Genomic DNA, 17,470 nt, shown 5'->3' on the forward strand with positions numbered 1-17,470 from the left:
AAGTTTTGCCTAAATAGCTTATGATTAAACCGTGACTAATTTTGTTGGTTCTTCTGCATCTGTATCAAAGAGATGAACATGCTCACCGACAAGGATGCCACAAGATTGCAAAGTTTGAGAGACACTCATGCGTGCCAACTCTTTCATATTATTATCTTTACTTAAATGCGAAAGATAAATATTGGTCGTCTTATCAAATACAACTTCACTCATTGCGATAGCTGCATCCTCATTAGACACATGTCCTACATCACTTAATATACGACGTTTAATGGACCAAGGATAACGTCCCATTTGAAGCATGTTGACATCGTGATTACTTTCAAAAACAAAGGAATCTGCTCCACGGATAATCCCTTTCATACGATCACTGACATAGCCGGTATCTGTAATAATGACCAGCTTGCGATCATTCTCATGGAAAGTGTAGAACATTGGATCTGCTGCATCATGTGAAACGGCAAAGGACTCAACAGCTAAAGAACCAAAATACTTCACTGTATCCATTTCAAATTCAAAACGCTGTTCTACAGGAATATCACCAACTAGCCCATCCATTGCCTGCCATGTTTTGGCGTTTGCATAAATTGGTACACTATATTTTCGTGCCAGTACACCAATTCCCTTAATATGATCACTATGCTCATGTGTAACAAAAATACCACTAAGCTGCTTCATATTACGGTCGATTTTTGTAAAGAGCTGCTCCATCTTTTTCCCACTAAGTCCCGCATCGACAATAAAAGCATGGTCGTCATTCTCTACATAAATCGAATTTCCTGTACTGCCACTTGCTAAAACACTAAATCGCATTATTCAACTCCCCAGTCTTCTTCTCCGCTCTCCTGCTTGTCCTCCTGAATTTCAATGACTTTACCTTCTACTGCATTGACAAAGTACTCCTCTTTTCCTCCATCAGGTAATTTCACTTGAACCTCCCACGTTGGCACCAGTACCTGTGTACGCGTTAATTTAACAAGCGTGGAGTAACCTAACTTCATTTGTGTAATGCGCGAGTCTGGTTTGAGCGGTCCTTTTGCATACAATGTTTGAATAATTTGAAGTGGTGGAATAACCGTTTCCTGCTGCTCCATTTCTTCAATATTATCAATCATTGTTTGTTCATACATTATTACTTCGTCATTTGTATTCCATTTTATTTTTAATGAACCATTATAATAGAACATTCGATTATTCGTCTTTTGGAAAAAAACAGCGACACGTTCTTCTCGATCTATTTTCCATAAAGCATACGATGCTCCTTCATTGACATTGGCTAGAACAAAATCTGTAAAGCTTGCATCATCATTCATATTACGTAATTTAACAGGCTTCATGAAAATAGCACGAGCCTTTGTATTATCATCCGTAGGGGTGACCTGTTGATTAGTATCTTTAAATTCAGCCTTTGTGAATTTATGTACTTGGGCTGTAATATAAGAGGCCGATTCAATATTATTTGGTAATGAGCCATACGTAATATTATCATCTTTTAAACGAGCTTCGATCGTTTTTTCACCAGGTACTTCAATATCTTTTGCTTCATTATAGCGATTTACATAAAGTGTATATAAGAAGATGTTGAGAATTAAAAAAACGAATATAAAAATAGATTTTGTTCTATTCCAATCCATTTTTAACACCTCCTAAAACTTCAGGCGTCAGTTTAATCCATGTACCATTACGAATAACAAACCAACAAGGTTCAAATGTAAAGATATTCAGTTCTTGATTTTGCGTTAAATAATAGCCCAATACAAGTTCCTCAATGTCTGATAAGGCAATGTTATTAGCATTTTTTAATCTCTCAGCAATCTCTGTACCAGAAGGTAGTTCTTTAATTTCCTTCTCTGCTTCAATATCCATATCTAATGAAAAGTATGGACGCTTATAATGGAAAATCCGGCTATCTCCCCAAATTGTCGTCATTCGAGTAATGACATGATTGCTATAGACAGGTAAACCTTGTAAGTATAATTGATAATCCATTTGATTTTTATTGATGCTCGTTGAAGCATAACGAAAATCTGCTGTAAATCCTCCATGTTCATTGATAAATTCAAAGCTATCTTTAAGAAGCTTCGATGGCTCAATCCGTATACTGCTTTCTGCCGCAGGATAAACATAGTTTAATGATTTGAGATTTGTATCTAATGTCATTAAGGACATACCATCTGTATATTTTTCAGAGGATGCACTTTCAACATTGCGCTGGACAATATTTGGTTCTGGAAATAACACATTTTTAAATAATTCTGGTGTGATCTCTTCAATATAGTACGTAAATTTTACAGATTCCATTTTATTACTAGCTACATAAAGAGATGTCTGGCCTTCGCGCTCAACTTCTTTAAAAGCTTCATATTTTTTCGCAGGCTCTATGACTTCTTTGATAAACTGATTTACGTTTGGCACACTGACATGTGAACGGAATAATGATTGGTTATTGCTGCTAATATAATAAAGCATTAGATCCTTGCTATTATAATTACTCCAATCGATAATCATACGATTGAATGTTGTTTCGGGTAATTCCTTGTCCGTAAACTGAAAGATCGTGTTAAAGGCTGAAAACGGAATTTCACCAGTAAAGAAGATGGTCATCCGATTATCTGCACTAATAATTTGATTCACATAGTTTGGAGATAGATTATTGTTAACAGGTACTAGGTCAAGAATATTCCAGCCTTTAAAAGCCTTCATCATATCCTTCATTGCAGCATTAGATACTGTACCTGTAAATTCTTCATCGGAACGGAAAATAGCCTTGTACGGACGAATAATATCCTCCATATCCTTTTGTGGCTTAATGAGAATTTCCTCTCCTGTTGTTTTTTCAATAAATTTATAATCAGGTGTGTAGGTCCAAATCAAAAAAGTTAAGACCACACTTAGCATGACAAATAGAAATAATACAACAGATTTAACTGGCTCTATATATTTCATTCCCACTCACCTGCCTCACCAAATTCATCTGCATCATATGGTAATGTGAAGAAAATCGTTGTACCGTGTCCTTCCTCACTTTCAGCCCAAATCTTCCCACCATGAGCTTCAATCATTTCCCGCGCAATAGCTAATCCTAAGCCTGTTCCTCCCATAGAACGAGCACGTGCACGATCCACACGATAGAAACGATCGAAAATACGCCCTACATTTTCTTTAGGAATACCCATGCCATCATCAGAAATCATGACCTTCAGCATGTCTTCTTGTCCAGTAAAGCCAAAGCGAATATTACCGCCATCTGGTGAATACTTAATGGCATTCGAAATGATATTATCGATGACTTGTGTCACCTTATCCGTATCAATTTCTACATAGAATGATGTTTCAGGGAATAATCGTTCAAACTGGACTTTATCCGATTTAGACATTTCAAATCGGTCGATAATACGGTTAAAGAATGAATTGAATAACACAATATCTTTATTCAACTCATAATCCGAACTATCCATTCTTGATAATTGTAATAAATCATTCACTAGACGAATCATTCGCTCTGTTTCAGTTTGTGTCACATTTAAAAATGTCGGAGCAATATTTTCATCTTTCCATGCCCCATCTGCTAGTGCCTCTAAATAACTATTCATCGTTGTTAACGGCGTTCTTAACTCATGTGATACATTCGATACAAATTCTCGACGATCCATTTCAATCTTTTCCTGCTCTGTTATATCGTGCAGTACAGTAATTAAACCGTTAATAAAACCAGTCTCTTTTTGAATAACAGAGAAATTAGCACGAAGTATATAGGGTGCATCGGCTGTACTAAAGTTTAAATTGATCGCATCATTCATATGAATTAAGTCTTCAAAGCCATATTCCTGATCAATTCCCAATACAGAGGCGATAGGACGTCCTAATGTAATATCTCTTGAAATATGCAGTAATTCTAGTGCAGGGTCATTAATCAGAATTATACGTCCTTTGCGATCGGTCGCGATAACGCCATCTGTCATATTAGTCAGAACCGAATCTAGCTTTCGACGTTCGGCTTCTGTTGTCGATTGTGCTTCTTGTAAACGGTTGGTTAAATGATTAAAGGTAATGGCTAGCTGTCCTATTTCATCCGTACCGTATACTCGTACTTTCCGAGAATAGTTCCCCTTTGCCATCGCCTGAGCCTGCTTTCGCATATCAGCAATTGGCTGTGTAATCGTTCGTGCAACAAGAATACCTAAGAAGATGGTAATAACTAAGGACATAGCCGTACCACCAAGGAAAATTCGGTTAATGTCATTCATTTGTTCAAAAACGGATTCAATATTAGCTTCAATATAGAGAACACCGATAATTTCATCGTCTGGTCCTGCACCAGCTCTAATCGGATTCGCTAATACCCACACTCGATTTCTCGTTTTATTGTCTAGTTTAATGATGTCAAAGAGTGTTTCAGCAGATATGGCTCGACGCACTAGATCCGTATTAGAACGTTGTCCGATTAAATTTTGATTTTCAAGCTCCGATGTGGCAAGAATTCTTTGTCTATCATCAATAACACGAATTTCTAAAATATCTCCATTCGAAACATCCTTTAAACCAGTAGAAAACTCCATCACAATGGATTTTAGACTTTCTTCTAATTTAGGCATGCTTTCATCGCGTTCCTTTAATATTTCTTCACGAATACTATATTGCATCAAGTCGACACGCTGAAAAATGGAATCTTGGAAGTTGCTCTTCAAATTTCGTTCTAATTCACGAGCGAAATAGATACCGATAATTTGTAAGGCAAGCAATATTAATAAAATATAAATCAGCACTAGTTTGACATGAATGGATTTAAAGAAGCTCACTTTCTGCATTCCTATTACTCCTGTTCAGGATTTCGTAAATAATAACCTACACCACGTCGTGTGACGATCCAAGCGGGATGACTAGGATTATCCTCAATTTTTTCCCGTAAACGACGAATTGTTACGTCAACTGTTCGTACATCACCAAAGTAATCATAGCCCCATACTGTTTGTAGTAAGTGCTCTCGTGTCATGACCTGACCAATATGTTTTCCTAAATAATGAAGTAATTCAAATTCACGATGTGTCAGTTCAATTGCTTCATCACGCTTCATTACTAAATAAGCATCTGGTTGGATAACAAGAGATCCCACAACAATCTCATTAGACTCTTCCTCAGCCTCTTCTGCTGCAGGAGCAACAACTTGTAGACGGCGCATATTAGCCTTCACACGTGCAATCAGCTCTCGTGTACTAAATGGCTTTGTGACATAATCATCTGCGCCCATCTCTAATCCTAATACTTTATCAATCTCAGAGCCCTTAGCAGTTAGCATAATAATAGGGAAATCGTATTTTTTACGTACTTCTCTACACACTTCCATTCCATCGCGCTTTGGTAGCATGATATCTAAAAGCATTAAATCTGGTTGCTCTTCCTCTACTTTTTTTAATGCCTCATCACCATCATAAGCACAAATAACTTTATAGCCTTCTTTTATCAAATTAAATTGCAAAATATCTGCGATTGGTTTTTCATCGTCAACAACTAAAATGGTTTTGTTCATTCATTCTCTCCCTTTCGCTTTTTATCTATTCTTAAACAATGTGTATTTGTAAATTCACTACTCTTAACTCTATCATGCTTTCGAGTTCTATGCATTAATCGATATTCAATCCATCTTATACTGTGACAGAAAATGATATATTCCAACAATTATTTCTCGGGAAATAATTGAAAAAAGACAGCCCACCATTTGGACTGCCTTCTATTCCACATGTTTATCGACCTACATAAGATAACGGATTCTCTAATGAACCGTTCTTTTCAACTTCAAAGTGTAAATGTGTACCTGTCGAATTTCCAGTAGAACCCATTATTCCAATTACAGAACCCTTTTCCACTACTTGGCCCACTTCAACATTAATTGAAGATAGGTGCCCATAAAGTGTCGTATAGCCATTATTGTGATTGATAACAATGCGATTACCATAGCTGCCTGAAGTACCAGCTGCAACAACTACGCCATTATCAGCAGCTAAAATATTGTAGTTACTTGGACGAGCGATATCTATACCTCGATGGAAGGCTCCCCAACGTTCACCCATGCCACTTGAAATATAGCCTCCTACTGCTGGCCATGCAAATTCACCAGTTCCTCGTGAAGAAATTACCTTTGTACCAACTACTTCAATTTGATCTACTGGTTGTTGAATAACTTTTTCTGCTAATGCAACTTTTGAAGTTTGTGCTCCATTTTCAGACGTTAATGCATAGGTTGTTTCTTTTTTTCCATTAGCGCCTTCTTGTTTAATTACTTTTTCGCCTTTATACATTGTAGGGTCTTCTTTGACCACTTTTTTAAATGGAATTTCATCTGCAACTTTCTTTTCTTTTTTCACTTCAAGTGTTACAAACGGTTTTGCCACTGTAACATTTAGTGCTTGTCCAATTTGTAAAACTGTATCCACTGTAATGTCAGGATTCAATGCTAATAGTTCGCTTGTTGTTAAATTGTGTTTTTTAGCAACCGACCCTAACACATCACCTGATTGAATGTTATATGTCTCTTGCTCAAGATAGCCTGTCATTAAATATTTTACCGCTTGCTCAGGCGATACAATTTCAGTCGGTGTAACTTTTTGCGACAATCCCGAAACTCCCTGTTTAAATGAAATATCTAATAGACGAGATTCACCATTTTGTAATTCAGGTAAATTGTTAATAGCTTGCTGGGTTTCAGCAAGTTTATCTAATTCTTGCTGAGAAACATATTGTAGCTTTAACAATTGGACAGTCTTTTCATAAGCCTCTGTATTCTCTAATGATACAACTGGTTTATGATCAACTAATAATGTAAAAGCATCGGATTTTGCTACTAAAGATTGCTCAAGTTTGGATAACGTTTCCGCATCTTTTGTTTCATTCGCAAATACTTGCTCTGGGATTATTTTAACAGCTGAACTAGCATCAATCGATAATCCTTTGAATTGCTGACTCGCTACTTTTTCCTTTGAGGCAATAATTTCTTGAATAGCTTTCTCATCAGATACTGCACCAATATATTCATTTCCCACATAAACGTGGAAAATTTTATTTAAGTTTTCTTTATTATATTCCTTAGCAAAACCCATATTAATCGTTAGGCTGGTCATTAAAACTGCAACGATTGAAGCCTTTTTAAAAGAAGAAAAATTGTAGGTGAATCTATTGTTTTCTTCTTTTCTTTTCCAAAACGAATTCATCAATAAAGCCCCTTCCAACTTTACCCTATAGTAGGATGATTTACCCACAAGGATTTTTTGCACCCTTATAATTTACCATAAAGAAAATGGCGTTTGAATGATTTCACCCTTTTGTAATGTAAATGTATTATTTATCTACTAATTGTTACATAGAATAAATTTTATATAGTTAGTAATTACTGTATTTTTATTCATATATTAGGTTATAAAAAACACCTGCCTATAGAAGGATAAAATAAACTATATTGAGCCATTGGTATATTAATCTCTAAATTTTTTCAAGTGAATTTCGACTTAATACTTTTTACTTTTTTAATATTCCGATAAACTATAAAAGAAAATACATTATTTGATTGGAGCGATTAAATTGAGTGATTCACAAACCTCTGAGATCTCAACAAAAATGTTGAGAATGCAGAAAAATAATATGCGTAAAATTTTTCTTAGGATTATTATGGTTCCACTAGGTGCAATAATAATGGCATTGGGCTTGGAGCTATTTTTAGTACCTAACCACATCATGGATGGAGGCATCGTAGGCGTTTCCATTATCACATCTCATTTATTAAATTTACCCCTTGGTATTTTCATCTTCATTTTAAACTTACCTTTTATTTTTTTAGGCTATAAACAAATTGGGAAAACCTTTGCTATTTCTACAGGGCTCGGTATTACTGTACTCTCGTTAGCAACACTTGCCTTACATAACATACATCCATTTACGGAAGACACACTATTGGCTACAGTTTTTGGTGGAATGATTTTAGGCGTTGGTGTCGGTATTGTCATTCGTTATGGTGGTTCATTGGATGGAACTGAAATATTAGCCATCTTATTTAATAGCAAGACACCGTTTTCAGTCGGGGAAATCATTATGATCTTCAACGTCATTATTTTTGCAGTGGCAGGTTTTGTTTTTAATTGGGAGCAGGCCATGTACTCCATCATTGCATACTATATTGCCTATAAAATGATTGATATTGTTATTCAAGGATTAGAAGAATCAAAATCGGTTTATATCATAAGTGATGAAATTGATGAAATTGGACAAACGATTATGGATCGACTTGGTCGTGGTGTTACCTTCCTTCATGGGGAGGGGGCTTATACGGGGAACGATAAGAAAGTTATCTTTACCGTTATTACTCGTTTAGAAGAAGCGAAGTTAAAATCAATTGTTGCAGAAATTGATGACAATGCATTTTTAGCCATCGGTAATATCGCCGAGGTAAAAGGCGGTCGCTTTAAGAAAAGGGATATTCACTAAAAATAGGCGTACCTCATATGGCACGCCCATTTCAATTTATTTTACTTTATTAGGCTTCCCAAACATCCACTAAAACATTTGTTTGCTCACGAGCAGGTCCCACTGAGAAAGTAGCAATTTGAATGCCAGTTAACTCACTGATGCGCTCTACATAGCGTCGTGCGTTTTCAGGTAGCTCTTCTAAAGTGCGGCAGCTCGTTACATCCTCTGACCAGCCTGGAAGCTCTTCATAGATCGGCTCACATTGTTCAATAATATGAAGATTTGCTGGATACTCCGTAATTGTTTCACCTTTATAGTTATATGCTGTACAGATTTTTACTGTTTCTAAACCAGATAAAACGTCAATAGAGTTAAGTGCAAGATGTGTAATTCCACTTACACGACGTGAATGACGAACAACGACTGTATCGAACCAACCTACACGACGTGGACGACCTGTTGTTGTACCGTATTCGCGACCAACCTCACGAATTTGTTGACCCACTTCATCAAATAATTCTGTTGGGAAAGGACCATCTCCTACACGAGATGTATAGGCCTTCGATACGCCAATAACACTTGTCACACGTGATGGACCAACACCTGCTCCAATCGCTACACCACCTGCAACTGGATTTGAAGATGTTACATATGGATACGTACCTTGATCGACATCAAGTAAAATTCCTTGTGCACCTTCAAACAACACTTTGCCGCCTTCATCAAGGACATCATTTAAGATTTTAGATGTATCTGCTACATATTTTGCGATTTCTTGTCCATAGCCATAGTATTCCTCGAAAATTTCTTCGAATGTTACGCCTTCAACTTCATAGAATTTCTCAAATAATTTATTTTTAATGGCTAAATTATGACGTAGTTTTTCTTCAAAGATTTCCTTATCAAGTAAATCAGCCATACGGATTCCAATACGCGCTACTTTATCTTGATAGCAAGGTCCAATCCCTTTACAAGTTGTGCCGATTTTATTATCGCCACGACTTTCTTCATCTGCAATATCTTGCTTAATATGATAAGGCAAAATAACATGTGCACGATTAGAAATACGTAGATTATCTGTATTAATGCCGCGCTCCTGTAAACCTTTAAGCTCTGTTACTAATGACTTTGGATTGACAACTAATCCATTACCAATTACTGAAGTTTTTTCTTTATAGAAGATCCCTGATGGAATTAAATGTAGTTTGTATGTTTCACCATCAATTTTAATGGTATGTCCTGCATTATCTCCACCTGCAAAGCGAGCGATTGCATCGGCTTTTTGCGAAAGGAAATCTGTAATTTTACCTTTCCCTTCGTCTCCCCACTGTGTTCCTACAACTACTACTGATGTCATAATCAGCACCTCCGTTAGATACCTTTGTATCTCAATTTTCAAGCCTCAATCATTGTAACAATGATAGAAACGCCCCGTCAATAAAAAACAGTGAAAAAACACGAACATAAAATCAAAAAATCTGATTCAACGTTCGTGTTTAATAACAGAATGATATGAATATTATCGAACATTCAGATTAATTTAATCTATGGGTAATATTGCATTACTTAAGAGGCAACTTATCTGAATAACGACTAATCACGTGGCGGTGGTGGTGGCATTTGAGACCAATCCACATTAATGAACTTATTGAATTCCTTTTTAAAGGCCAGTGTAACGGTTCCTGTTGGACCATTACGCTGTTTTGCAATAATAATTTCGATCATATTTTTACTCTCAGATTCTTTATCGTAATAGTCATCACGATATAAAAAGGCAACAATATCAGCATCTTGCTCAATACTTCCCGATTCACGTAAGTCACTCATCATTGGTCGTTTATCCTGTCGCTGCTCAACCCCACGAGATAGCTGTGATAGTGCAATAACAGGAACCTTTAATTCACGGGCTAGTCCCTTTAAGGAACGTGAAATCTCCGATACTTCTTGCTGACGGTTTTCTCCCGGTTTGCCACTACCTTGAATTAACTGTAAATAATCGATTAAGATCATTCCGAGTCCATTTTCCTGTGCTAAACGTCGACATTTCGCACGAATTTCATTGATTCGTACACCTGGTGTATCATCAATAAAAATTCCCGAATTCGATAAACTACCCATTGCCATAGTTAGTTTACCCCAATCATCCGTAGTTAAAGCACCTGTACGTAAAACTTGTGCATCAATATTGCCTTCTGCGCAAAGCATACGCATGACAAGTTGCTCTGCACCCATCTCTAAAGAAAATATTGCCACATTCTCACGCGCTTGTACGGCGACACTTTGCGCCACATTCAACGCAAAGGCCGTTTTCCCTACAGAAGGACGTGCTGCTACAATAATTAAATCATTGCGCTGGAAGCCCGCCGTAATATTGTCTAAATCACGGAAGCCTGTCGGTATACCCGTTACATCTCCCTTTTGTGATTGAAGTTTCTCAATATTATCGAATGTTTCCACTAGCACATCTTTAACATGCTTAAAGTCACCAGCATTCTTTCGATTGGCAACCTCCATCATTTTCTTCTCTGCTTCGCCTAATAATGCCTCTACCTCGTCCTCACGTGTGTAGCCGTCCTCAACGATTTTCGTAGCTACACGAATCAATCGACGTAATAGCGCCTTTTCCTCAACGATTTTGGCGTAATGTGCGACATTAGCAGCTGTAGGGACAGCATTGGCGAGCTCTAGTAAATAAGATAGCCCGCCAACATCTTCAATCTCTTTTTTAGCTGATAACTCTTCTGTAACTGTTACAACATCTATCGCTTTTCCTTGATCACTCAAGCGTAGCATCGTTTCGAAAATTTTCTTATGGGCATTTAAATAAAAATCATCCACCAATAAAATTTCTGATGCTGTTATTAACGCCTGTGGTTCAAGAAATATTGCACCGATAACCGATTGCTCCGCCTCCCGGTTATGCGGTGGAACGCGGTCCATCATCGGTTCACTCATGGATCGTCGCTCCTTATTCTTCCGTTACATGTACTTTTAACGTTGCTGATACTTCATGGTGCAATTTTACAGGAACATTTGTAAAGCCAAGAGCACGAATGCCATCAGGTAAAGTCATTTTACGTTTATCAATTTTAATGCCATGTACTTTTTGTAATGCATCAGCAATTTGCTTTGTTGATACTGAGCCGAATAAGCGGCCACCTTCACCTGATTTTGCTTTTACCTCAACTGTTAACGCTTCTAATTTCTCTTTTAATGCTTGTGCTTCAGCTAATTCAGCTGCTGCATTTTTAGCTTCTAATTTTTTTTGTCCATCTAATTGACTCAGTGCTTGAGCATTTGCTTCAGCAGCATAGCCATTTTTAATCAGGAAATTTTGTGCATAGCCATCAGCTACATTTTTAATTTCACCTTTTTTCCCTTTTCCTTTAACGTCTTTTAAAAATACTACTTTCATTAGTCAGAACTCCCTTCAAAGACCTCATTTATGGCCTCTTCTAAATGTTTTTTCACACCATCAATGGATTTAGCCTCTATTTGACAGGCAGCATTCGTTAAATGTCCACCGCCGCCAAGCCTTTCCATGATGAGCTGTACATTGACCTCCCCTAGAGATCGTGCACTTATACCAATTTTTCCATCTGCTCGATGTGCAATGACAAAGGATGCACTAACATCCTTCATGGTTAGTAAAATATCTGCTGTTTGTGCAATTAAAACAGAGTCATACACTTTCGATTCCTCTCCTACAGCAATAGCTACTCCAGGTTTTACAAATTGCACGGTTTGCACAATTTTGGAGCGCTCAATATAGGTGTCCACATCTTCTTTTAAAAGACGCTGCACCAATATTGTATCAGCACCATTCGTTCGTAAATAAGAAGCCGCTTCAAATGTACGTGCTCCTGTTCGAAGTGTAAAGCTTTTGGTATCGACAATAATGCCTGCAAGTAACGCTGTAGCCTCTAGCATATTGATCTTTGCACGCTTCGGCTGATATTCTAGTAACTCTGTCACTAACTCAGCCGTCGATGACGCATATGGTTCCATATAAACAAGTGTAGGATTTTCTATAAAGTCCTCACTTCGACGATGGTGGTCGATTACGACAACCTTTTCAGCTAGCTTCAATAAGTGTTCATCGATGACTAAATTCGGTTTATGAGTGTCCACGATCACGAGCAATGATTTTTCTGTCATTTTCCCAGCGGCTTCCTCAGGTGTTAGGAAATTTTCATAGAAATCGGATTTACTCTCAATTTCATTCATGAGTCGTGTCACACTACCATTTAATTCATCAAAGTTTATAATGACATAGCCTTTTACATCATTCATCTGAGCCATTTTTCGTACACCGACAGATGCACCTATGGAATCCATATCAGGATTTTTATGTCCCATAACAAACACTTGGTCACTGTCTTGAATTAAATCACGCAATGCGTGTGAAATGACGCGAGCTCTAACTCGTGTACGCTTTTCAACTGGATTCGTTTTCCCACCGTAAAATTTAAGCTTTCCAGTAGGTTGTTTGATCGCCACTTGGTCACCGCCACGTCCTAATACAAGATCTAGACTCGATTGTGCCAATTCACCAAGCTCTACTAGTGATGATGATCCAGCCCCTACACCAATACTTAATGTTAATGATAAATTTTTCTGAGCTGTTTTTTCTCGAATAGTATCTAAAATAGCAAATTTTTTCTTTTCAAGCTCTGTTAAAATAGATTCGTTTAGTACCGCTAAAAAACGATCTGATGATATTCGTTTGACAAATACACCATGCTCAGCAGCCCATTCATTGACAATTGACGTAACCATCGTATTTGTTAAACTTCGTGGTTGGTCGTCCATAGCTTGTGTGATTTCATCATAATTGTCGACAAATAAGATAGCAATAACTGTACGATCTGCATAGTATTGCTTTTCAATGGCAATCTGTTCTGTTATATCAAAGAAGTATAGTAATCGTTCCTCTTTTTTATAATACACACGATATTTCCGATCACTTAGTGTAATCGTAGCCTCGTTTGTTTCCTCGGTCTTCATTAATACATAAATGTCGTCAGATAGATCGACAATACCTTCTCCCACTAATGATTCCATGTTTAAGATACCTTGCATATATGGATTCGACCATTCGATTTCATATTGCTCGTTAACGAGCAATATCCCGATAGGCATTTCAAGCAATGCCTCTTCGCCTACTTTTTTCATTCGGAAGGAAATGGATTCAATATGCTTTTCAGTTTCTTCAAAAGCAATCTTTTCTACCTTCCATGTGTAGGCCATTAATAAAATAAAACCTACCCCATAACCGATACCTATCCCGATATTCCAAATACATAGAAGCACGAACGTCACAATTCCAAATATGGAAAGAACAAAAAGCGGATAGCGAATTGGTCGTTTTCTAAAAGTCCCCATTACAATCAGCCCCTTATTCTTTAGTTTTCCCCTTTACAAGTGCACGTACGTCAAAACCTAAATCAACAATACCAAGTAAAATCATGAAGGATGATAACGGAATAGCTAATACGGTAGCTACCCATTTTACTCCCGTTGGCATGCCCTTTTTAGAAATGAAATAATGGATAAAAGATATCCCTTGTAGAATGAGTAAAATCCATAAAATATAAGAAACATTTAATACAATTATATCTAACGTGGAACCAGCCTCTGGACGCATAAACAGATTAATGCATAAAACAATCATGTAATACCATAAAATAGAGCGTGGTAATCTCATATTTTGGAACGGAGCAAACTTCGGTACATCTACTCCTAGTCGTTTTAAAGCTGGTAAATTTAACGTGATGATAATAAATGCAGCAAAAAATGCTGATATTGTTATCGTTGCAGGCATCGTCAGCTCGATTGTTTTAAGCATCGCCTCAAGCTGTTCTGGTTGTAAAGCTACTTGCCCCGTTACACTTTTTGCAAATTCATTAGATTGTTCATAATTTTTACGAACCATTTCTAAACTCATGCTAATGAAGTCAATTCCTGCAAGTTTTACATAGGCAAGATAAACCATTGCCATGGAGATTAGATTAGCAATCCCTGTTGACATAAATAAATAGAGCTTACTTTTCTTCAGATAAATTGCATTACCCATAATGACACCTAATAGCCCTAAAATAAAGGCAAACGGTAGCATGGTTATTCCACTCGTGATAGTGGTTAGGATACAGCCTACTATTGCAACGAGTATTGATGAGGAACGCTTGTAATTTGCACTATACCAAGCAATCGGTAGAGGGGCGAATAATAAAGCTACTATAAAGATGAATGGTACATATGCAGAAATCAGCATTAATATTGTAAAAAGTGCAACCATCATTGAGCCTTGTACAAGCGCTTTTGTTTGATTATTCGGCATTGAAAACCTTCCTTTTTTTCAGTCAAACTTACTACCCTTTATTGTACCATTTTTTCATAGTATTGAACAAAAATCACTTAGATCACTATATGCATTGCCATTAATTTTATCATTCTTGTTTAGTATTATTGCGCTTGCTTATAAAATACTTTGGTACATTACTGGTGCAAATTCAACGGTCCATGAAGAGAAAACGTATATTAGGCTTGAAAAAATGACTTTTACCTATAACAAAAAACCAGCATATACTGATTCGAATATCGTAATATGCTGGTTTTTAAGTTGATGTAAGGTCCGTTACCTTAACGTCATCAATCTTATTTACCTTCTGCTACGAATCCATGATACGAGATACTTTGATAGCTGAAGTTAATCTTAGCGCTAGTGCCAGTTACGCGACGTGGTAAAATTTTACCTCACTCAGAGATGGATTTTTTTAATAAATCCACATCTTTATAGTCGATGTGCGTAATATTGTTTGAAGTGCAGTAGCAAACTTTGCGGCCTCCGTGACGTGGTGCCATAGTATGTCTCCTTCTTACCATACAGTATGTAATCCTTGTGTATTCAATTGATAACACTATCAAACAAAAAAACATGTATAATCTGAGTTTTATTATTCTAGACCAATCCCTCCTTTCTTCTTTGTATTTTAAACACAAAAAGCCCTTGAGGGATAGAATCATGTTAGATACAGAATTAGGCAGAGCTATCCTGTATTTGATGCAATCTCAAGGGCTGTTAAGTGTTAATTGCACGAGTTATCAACTCAAAAAAATAATGTCTACTTTTTTGTTGCAGATAAATATATTAATTACCAAAAAGAAGGAAATTTAGATTTGGTGTAGAATTAATAATTTGTAACAAAATACTAAAAATGGGAGGTTTTATTATGTCGATGGCAAAAAAAATGTATTTGCCAGTATTAATGATCTTTACTGTTTTTTGTTTAGGTTTGTCTCCAGCTAAAGATGTTTCTGTGCAAGCTGAGGATGCTCCGAGTATTGTTGTAGTTACCGGCAAACTTGCTAAGGAACTGGTTAATACAACGCTTCGTGCAGTCGAGAAGGGGAAAGTTGAGAATGTAGCTCCTGTGTCTGCATTTGATTTGGAAGGTTCGAGTGTGTACACTGTTGGTGGTGGAGTTACGGCGGTTACAGTTCCTTTGCATGGGGATTATAGCCTTCCTAGTAATATAACGGTATTCTTAGATGAGGATCATAATGTATTGCAGACAAATGAAATGCTGGTTACCCAGAATGAGCTAGGAAACTTCCAGGTTTCGACGTATTTGAATGGAACACTTGTTAAATCTCAGGATACTGGGATTGCTTATATGACGGATGAAGAATTACTTGCAGAAGAGCCATCTATGATTCAACCGATGGGTATAGGAGCAGTGGCAAGTTGTCTTGGAGCAGTACTTGGTGTCGGTGGTACGGTGGCTTATATTATTGCGGTTGCGTGTGGCGGTTCGTGTGCAGCACCGACACCAGTAACTGCTCCAATCTGTGCTGCATGTATTGGAGCATATGCTGTTATTGGTGCAGGGGGTATTGCTGGAGCGGTAGCTTGTTTCAACTACCTGTGAGGTGATTAGATGAATAAGGTTTTGGCAATCTCGATTTTAGGAATGGGTTTAACTGGTGCCGTTTTAATCATCTCGGTCGCCTTGTTGTTCAAATCTCCAATAGGAATTGTGTTACAGATGGTTACGGCCGCTTCAACATTAGCTTTCGTTATTTTCGCTGTCTCGGCTTTAGTATTTCGTCGGCGATTAGATGCAAAAAGAGAGTAATATATTTATTAAATGAATAAAGCCGTGGTATTAAGGAGTAGTCAACTTTGACTGCTCTTTTTTACTGAGGATGATTTTAAACAAGAGGTAAAAGAATACAATTTTATTTTGTCTAAGCGTTCGAAAATAAATTCCGACTTGTTCCTTCTAATTTCAGTTTATAAAACTGCTTAGTAAATATGTCCTCCAGCTATATCTTTTCATAGAAAAATATATTTAGAAAGTTTATACGAGATACATATTCAGATTAACTCACACTTTTATTGTTTTAACTATCAAAGGAACTAGTTGTTGCTAAGTACCGATTTAATGTTGCAGGAGAAACTTTTTACTAGCTTGACGATTATCAATAAACTCAATGAAGTTTGGTATATCTGCTGGCTTTATTTCAAACTCTCCTATTTAGCCATAAATAAAAAACCTTTAAATCTTCTAAATAACCTTTTACAGTATTTGATGATAATCCTTTTTGTTCTAAAATATTTATAAAATCTAAGACTTCTACAATAATCCCCAGCTATTGCTATAATATTTTTACATATATTTGAAATTAAGTACATAAAAAAAGTACAACAAAGGTTCAATAACCAATGTTGTACTTTTTTTAATATTATTTGTCTTCTGCTACGAATGGAAGTAATCCCATGATACGAGATACTTTAATAGCTGAAGTTAATTTACGTTGGTACTTTGCACTTGTGCCAGTTACGCGACGTGGTAAAATTTTACCGCGCTCAGAGATGAATTTTTTTAATAAATCTACATCTTTGTAGTCGATGTGCGTAATATTGTTTGAAGTGAAGTAGCAAACTTTACGGCGTTTGCGGCCTCCGCGACGTGGTGCCATAGTATGTCTCCTCCTTATCTTATTATAATTT

Annotated in this window: 15 protein-coding genes and 1 pseudogene; 3 read left to right on the forward strand and 13 right to left on the reverse strand. The window is 36.8% G+C overall.

Annotated features, from left to right (window positions below):
* Positions 1 to 24: 24 nt before the first annotated feature.
* From NV349_RS22980 to NV349_RS23005, 6 genes are all read right to left on the reverse strand, one after another.
* Positions 25 to 813 carry an MBL fold metallo-hydrolase gene (locus NV349_RS22980; RefSeq protein WP_036119378.1) on the reverse strand — a complete coding sequence of 263 codons (789 nt, stop codon included), beginning with the start codon at positions 811 to 813 and terminating at the stop codon, positions 25 to 27.
* On the reverse strand, positions 813 to 1,634 hold the full coding sequence (locus tag NV349_RS22985) for a two-component system regulatory protein YycI (RefSeq protein ID WP_271911957.1): 822 nt from the start codon (positions 1,632 to 1,634) through the stop codon (positions 813 to 815). Before NV349_RS22985 ends, NV349_RS22980 begins: the two co-directional genes overlap by 1 nt.
* Positions 1,621 to 2,946: a YycH family regulatory protein gene (locus NV349_RS22990; protein WP_271911960.1), complete on the reverse strand. Its 1,326-nt coding sequence runs from the start codon at positions 2,944 to 2,946 to the stop codon at positions 1,621 to 1,623. Before NV349_RS22990 ends, NV349_RS22985 begins: the two co-directional genes overlap by 14 nt.
* Positions 2,943 to 4,808 carry a cell wall metabolism sensor histidine kinase WalK gene (walK, locus tag NV349_RS22995; RefSeq protein ID WP_058844079.1) on the reverse strand — a complete coding sequence of 622 codons (1,866 nt, stop codon included), beginning with the start codon at positions 4,806 to 4,808 and terminating at the stop codon, positions 2,943 to 2,945. Before walK ends, NV349_RS22990 begins: the two co-directional genes overlap by 4 nt.
* A gap of 5 nt (positions 4,809 to 4,813) precedes the next feature.
* Complete coding sequence (gene yycF / locus NV349_RS23000) at positions 4,814 to 5,527, reverse strand: response regulator YycF (protein ID WP_036077923.1); 714 nt, start codon at positions 5,525 to 5,527, stop codon at positions 4,814 to 4,816.
* Positions 5,528 to 5,741: 214 nt separating this feature from the next.
* Entirely contained in the window at positions 5,742 to 7,205 is a 1,464-nt protein-coding gene (locus tag NV349_RS23005) for a M23 family metallopeptidase (protein ID WP_058844077.1), read from the reverse strand.
* Between the two features lie 427 nt (positions 7,206 to 7,632).
* Here NV349_RS23005 and NV349_RS23010 point away from each other — a divergent pair, with 427 nt between their 5' ends.
* Positions 7,633 to 8,472: a YitT family protein gene (locus NV349_RS23010; protein ID WP_423791722.1), complete on the forward strand. Its 840-nt coding sequence runs from the start codon at positions 7,633 to 7,635 to the stop codon at positions 8,470 to 8,472.
* Positions 8,473 to 8,521: 49 nt separating this feature from the next.
* On the opposite strand, the gene NV349_RS23015 is transcribed toward NV349_RS23010, so the two are convergent.
* The 6 genes and pseudogenes from NV349_RS23015 to NV349_RS23040 form a co-directional block, all read right to left on the reverse strand.
* Positions 8,522 to 9,811: an adenylosuccinate synthase gene (locus NV349_RS23015; RefSeq protein WP_036119360.1), complete on the reverse strand. Its 1,290-nt coding sequence runs from the start codon at positions 9,809 to 9,811 to the stop codon at positions 8,522 to 8,524.
* Positions 9,812 to 10,047: 236 nt separating this feature from the next.
* Positions 10,048 to 11,409, reverse strand: a complete 1,362-nt coding sequence (gene dnaB, locus NV349_RS23020) for a replicative DNA helicase (protein ID WP_036119357.1) — start codon at positions 11,407 to 11,409, stop codon at positions 10,048 to 10,050.
* A gap of 13 nt (positions 11,410 to 11,422) precedes the next feature.
* Positions 11,423 to 11,869 carry a 50S ribosomal protein L9 gene (gene rplI, locus NV349_RS23025; RefSeq protein WP_036119355.1) on the reverse strand — a complete coding sequence of 149 codons (447 nt, stop codon included), beginning with the start codon at positions 11,867 to 11,869 and terminating at the stop codon, positions 11,423 to 11,425.
* Positions 11,869 to 13,839: a DHH family phosphoesterase gene (locus NV349_RS23030; RefSeq protein WP_271911967.1), complete on the reverse strand. Its 1,971-nt coding sequence runs from the start codon at positions 13,837 to 13,839 to the stop codon at positions 11,869 to 11,871. The genes rplI and NV349_RS23030 overlap by 1 nt, the downstream gene beginning before the upstream one ends.
* A 13-nt stretch (positions 13,840 to 13,852) precedes the next feature.
* Positions 13,853 to 14,794: a YybS family protein gene (locus tag NV349_RS23035; protein WP_271911969.1), complete on the reverse strand. Its 942-nt coding sequence runs from the start codon at positions 14,792 to 14,794 to the stop codon at positions 13,853 to 13,855.
* A gap of 419 nt (positions 14,795 to 15,213) precedes the next feature.
* Positions 15,214 to 15,318: pseudogene (locus NV349_RS23040) on the reverse strand (30S ribosomal protein S18); the annotation flags it as partial.
* Between the two features lie 368 nt (positions 15,319 to 15,686).
* Here NV349_RS23040 and NV349_RS23045 point away from each other — a divergent pair.
* Both NV349_RS23045 and NV349_RS23050 read left to right on the forward strand, forming a co-directional pair.
* Complete coding sequence (locus tag NV349_RS23045) at positions 15,687 to 16,385, forward strand: hypothetical protein (protein WP_271911971.1); 699 nt, start codon at positions 15,687 to 15,689, stop codon at positions 16,383 to 16,385.
* Positions 16,386 to 16,394: 9 nt separating this feature from the next.
* Positions 16,395 to 16,592: a hypothetical protein gene (locus NV349_RS23050; protein WP_036119346.1), complete on the forward strand. Its 198-nt coding sequence runs from the start codon at positions 16,395 to 16,397 to the stop codon at positions 16,590 to 16,592.
* A gap of 610 nt (positions 16,593 to 17,202) precedes the next feature.
* Here the strand turns inward: NV349_RS23050 and rpsR are convergent.
* A complete protein-coding gene (gene rpsR, locus NV349_RS23055) occupies positions 17,203 to 17,439 on the reverse strand; it encodes a 30S ribosomal protein S18 (protein ID WP_004233359.1) in 237 nt (78 codons plus the stop codon).
* Positions 17,440 to 17,470 lie beyond the last annotated feature (31 nt).

Source organism: Lysinibacillus sp. OF-1, assembly GCF_028356935.1.
GTDB classification, from domain to species: domain Bacteria; phylum Bacillota; class Bacilli; order Bacillales_A; family Planococcaceae; genus Lysinibacillus; species Lysinibacillus fusiformis_D.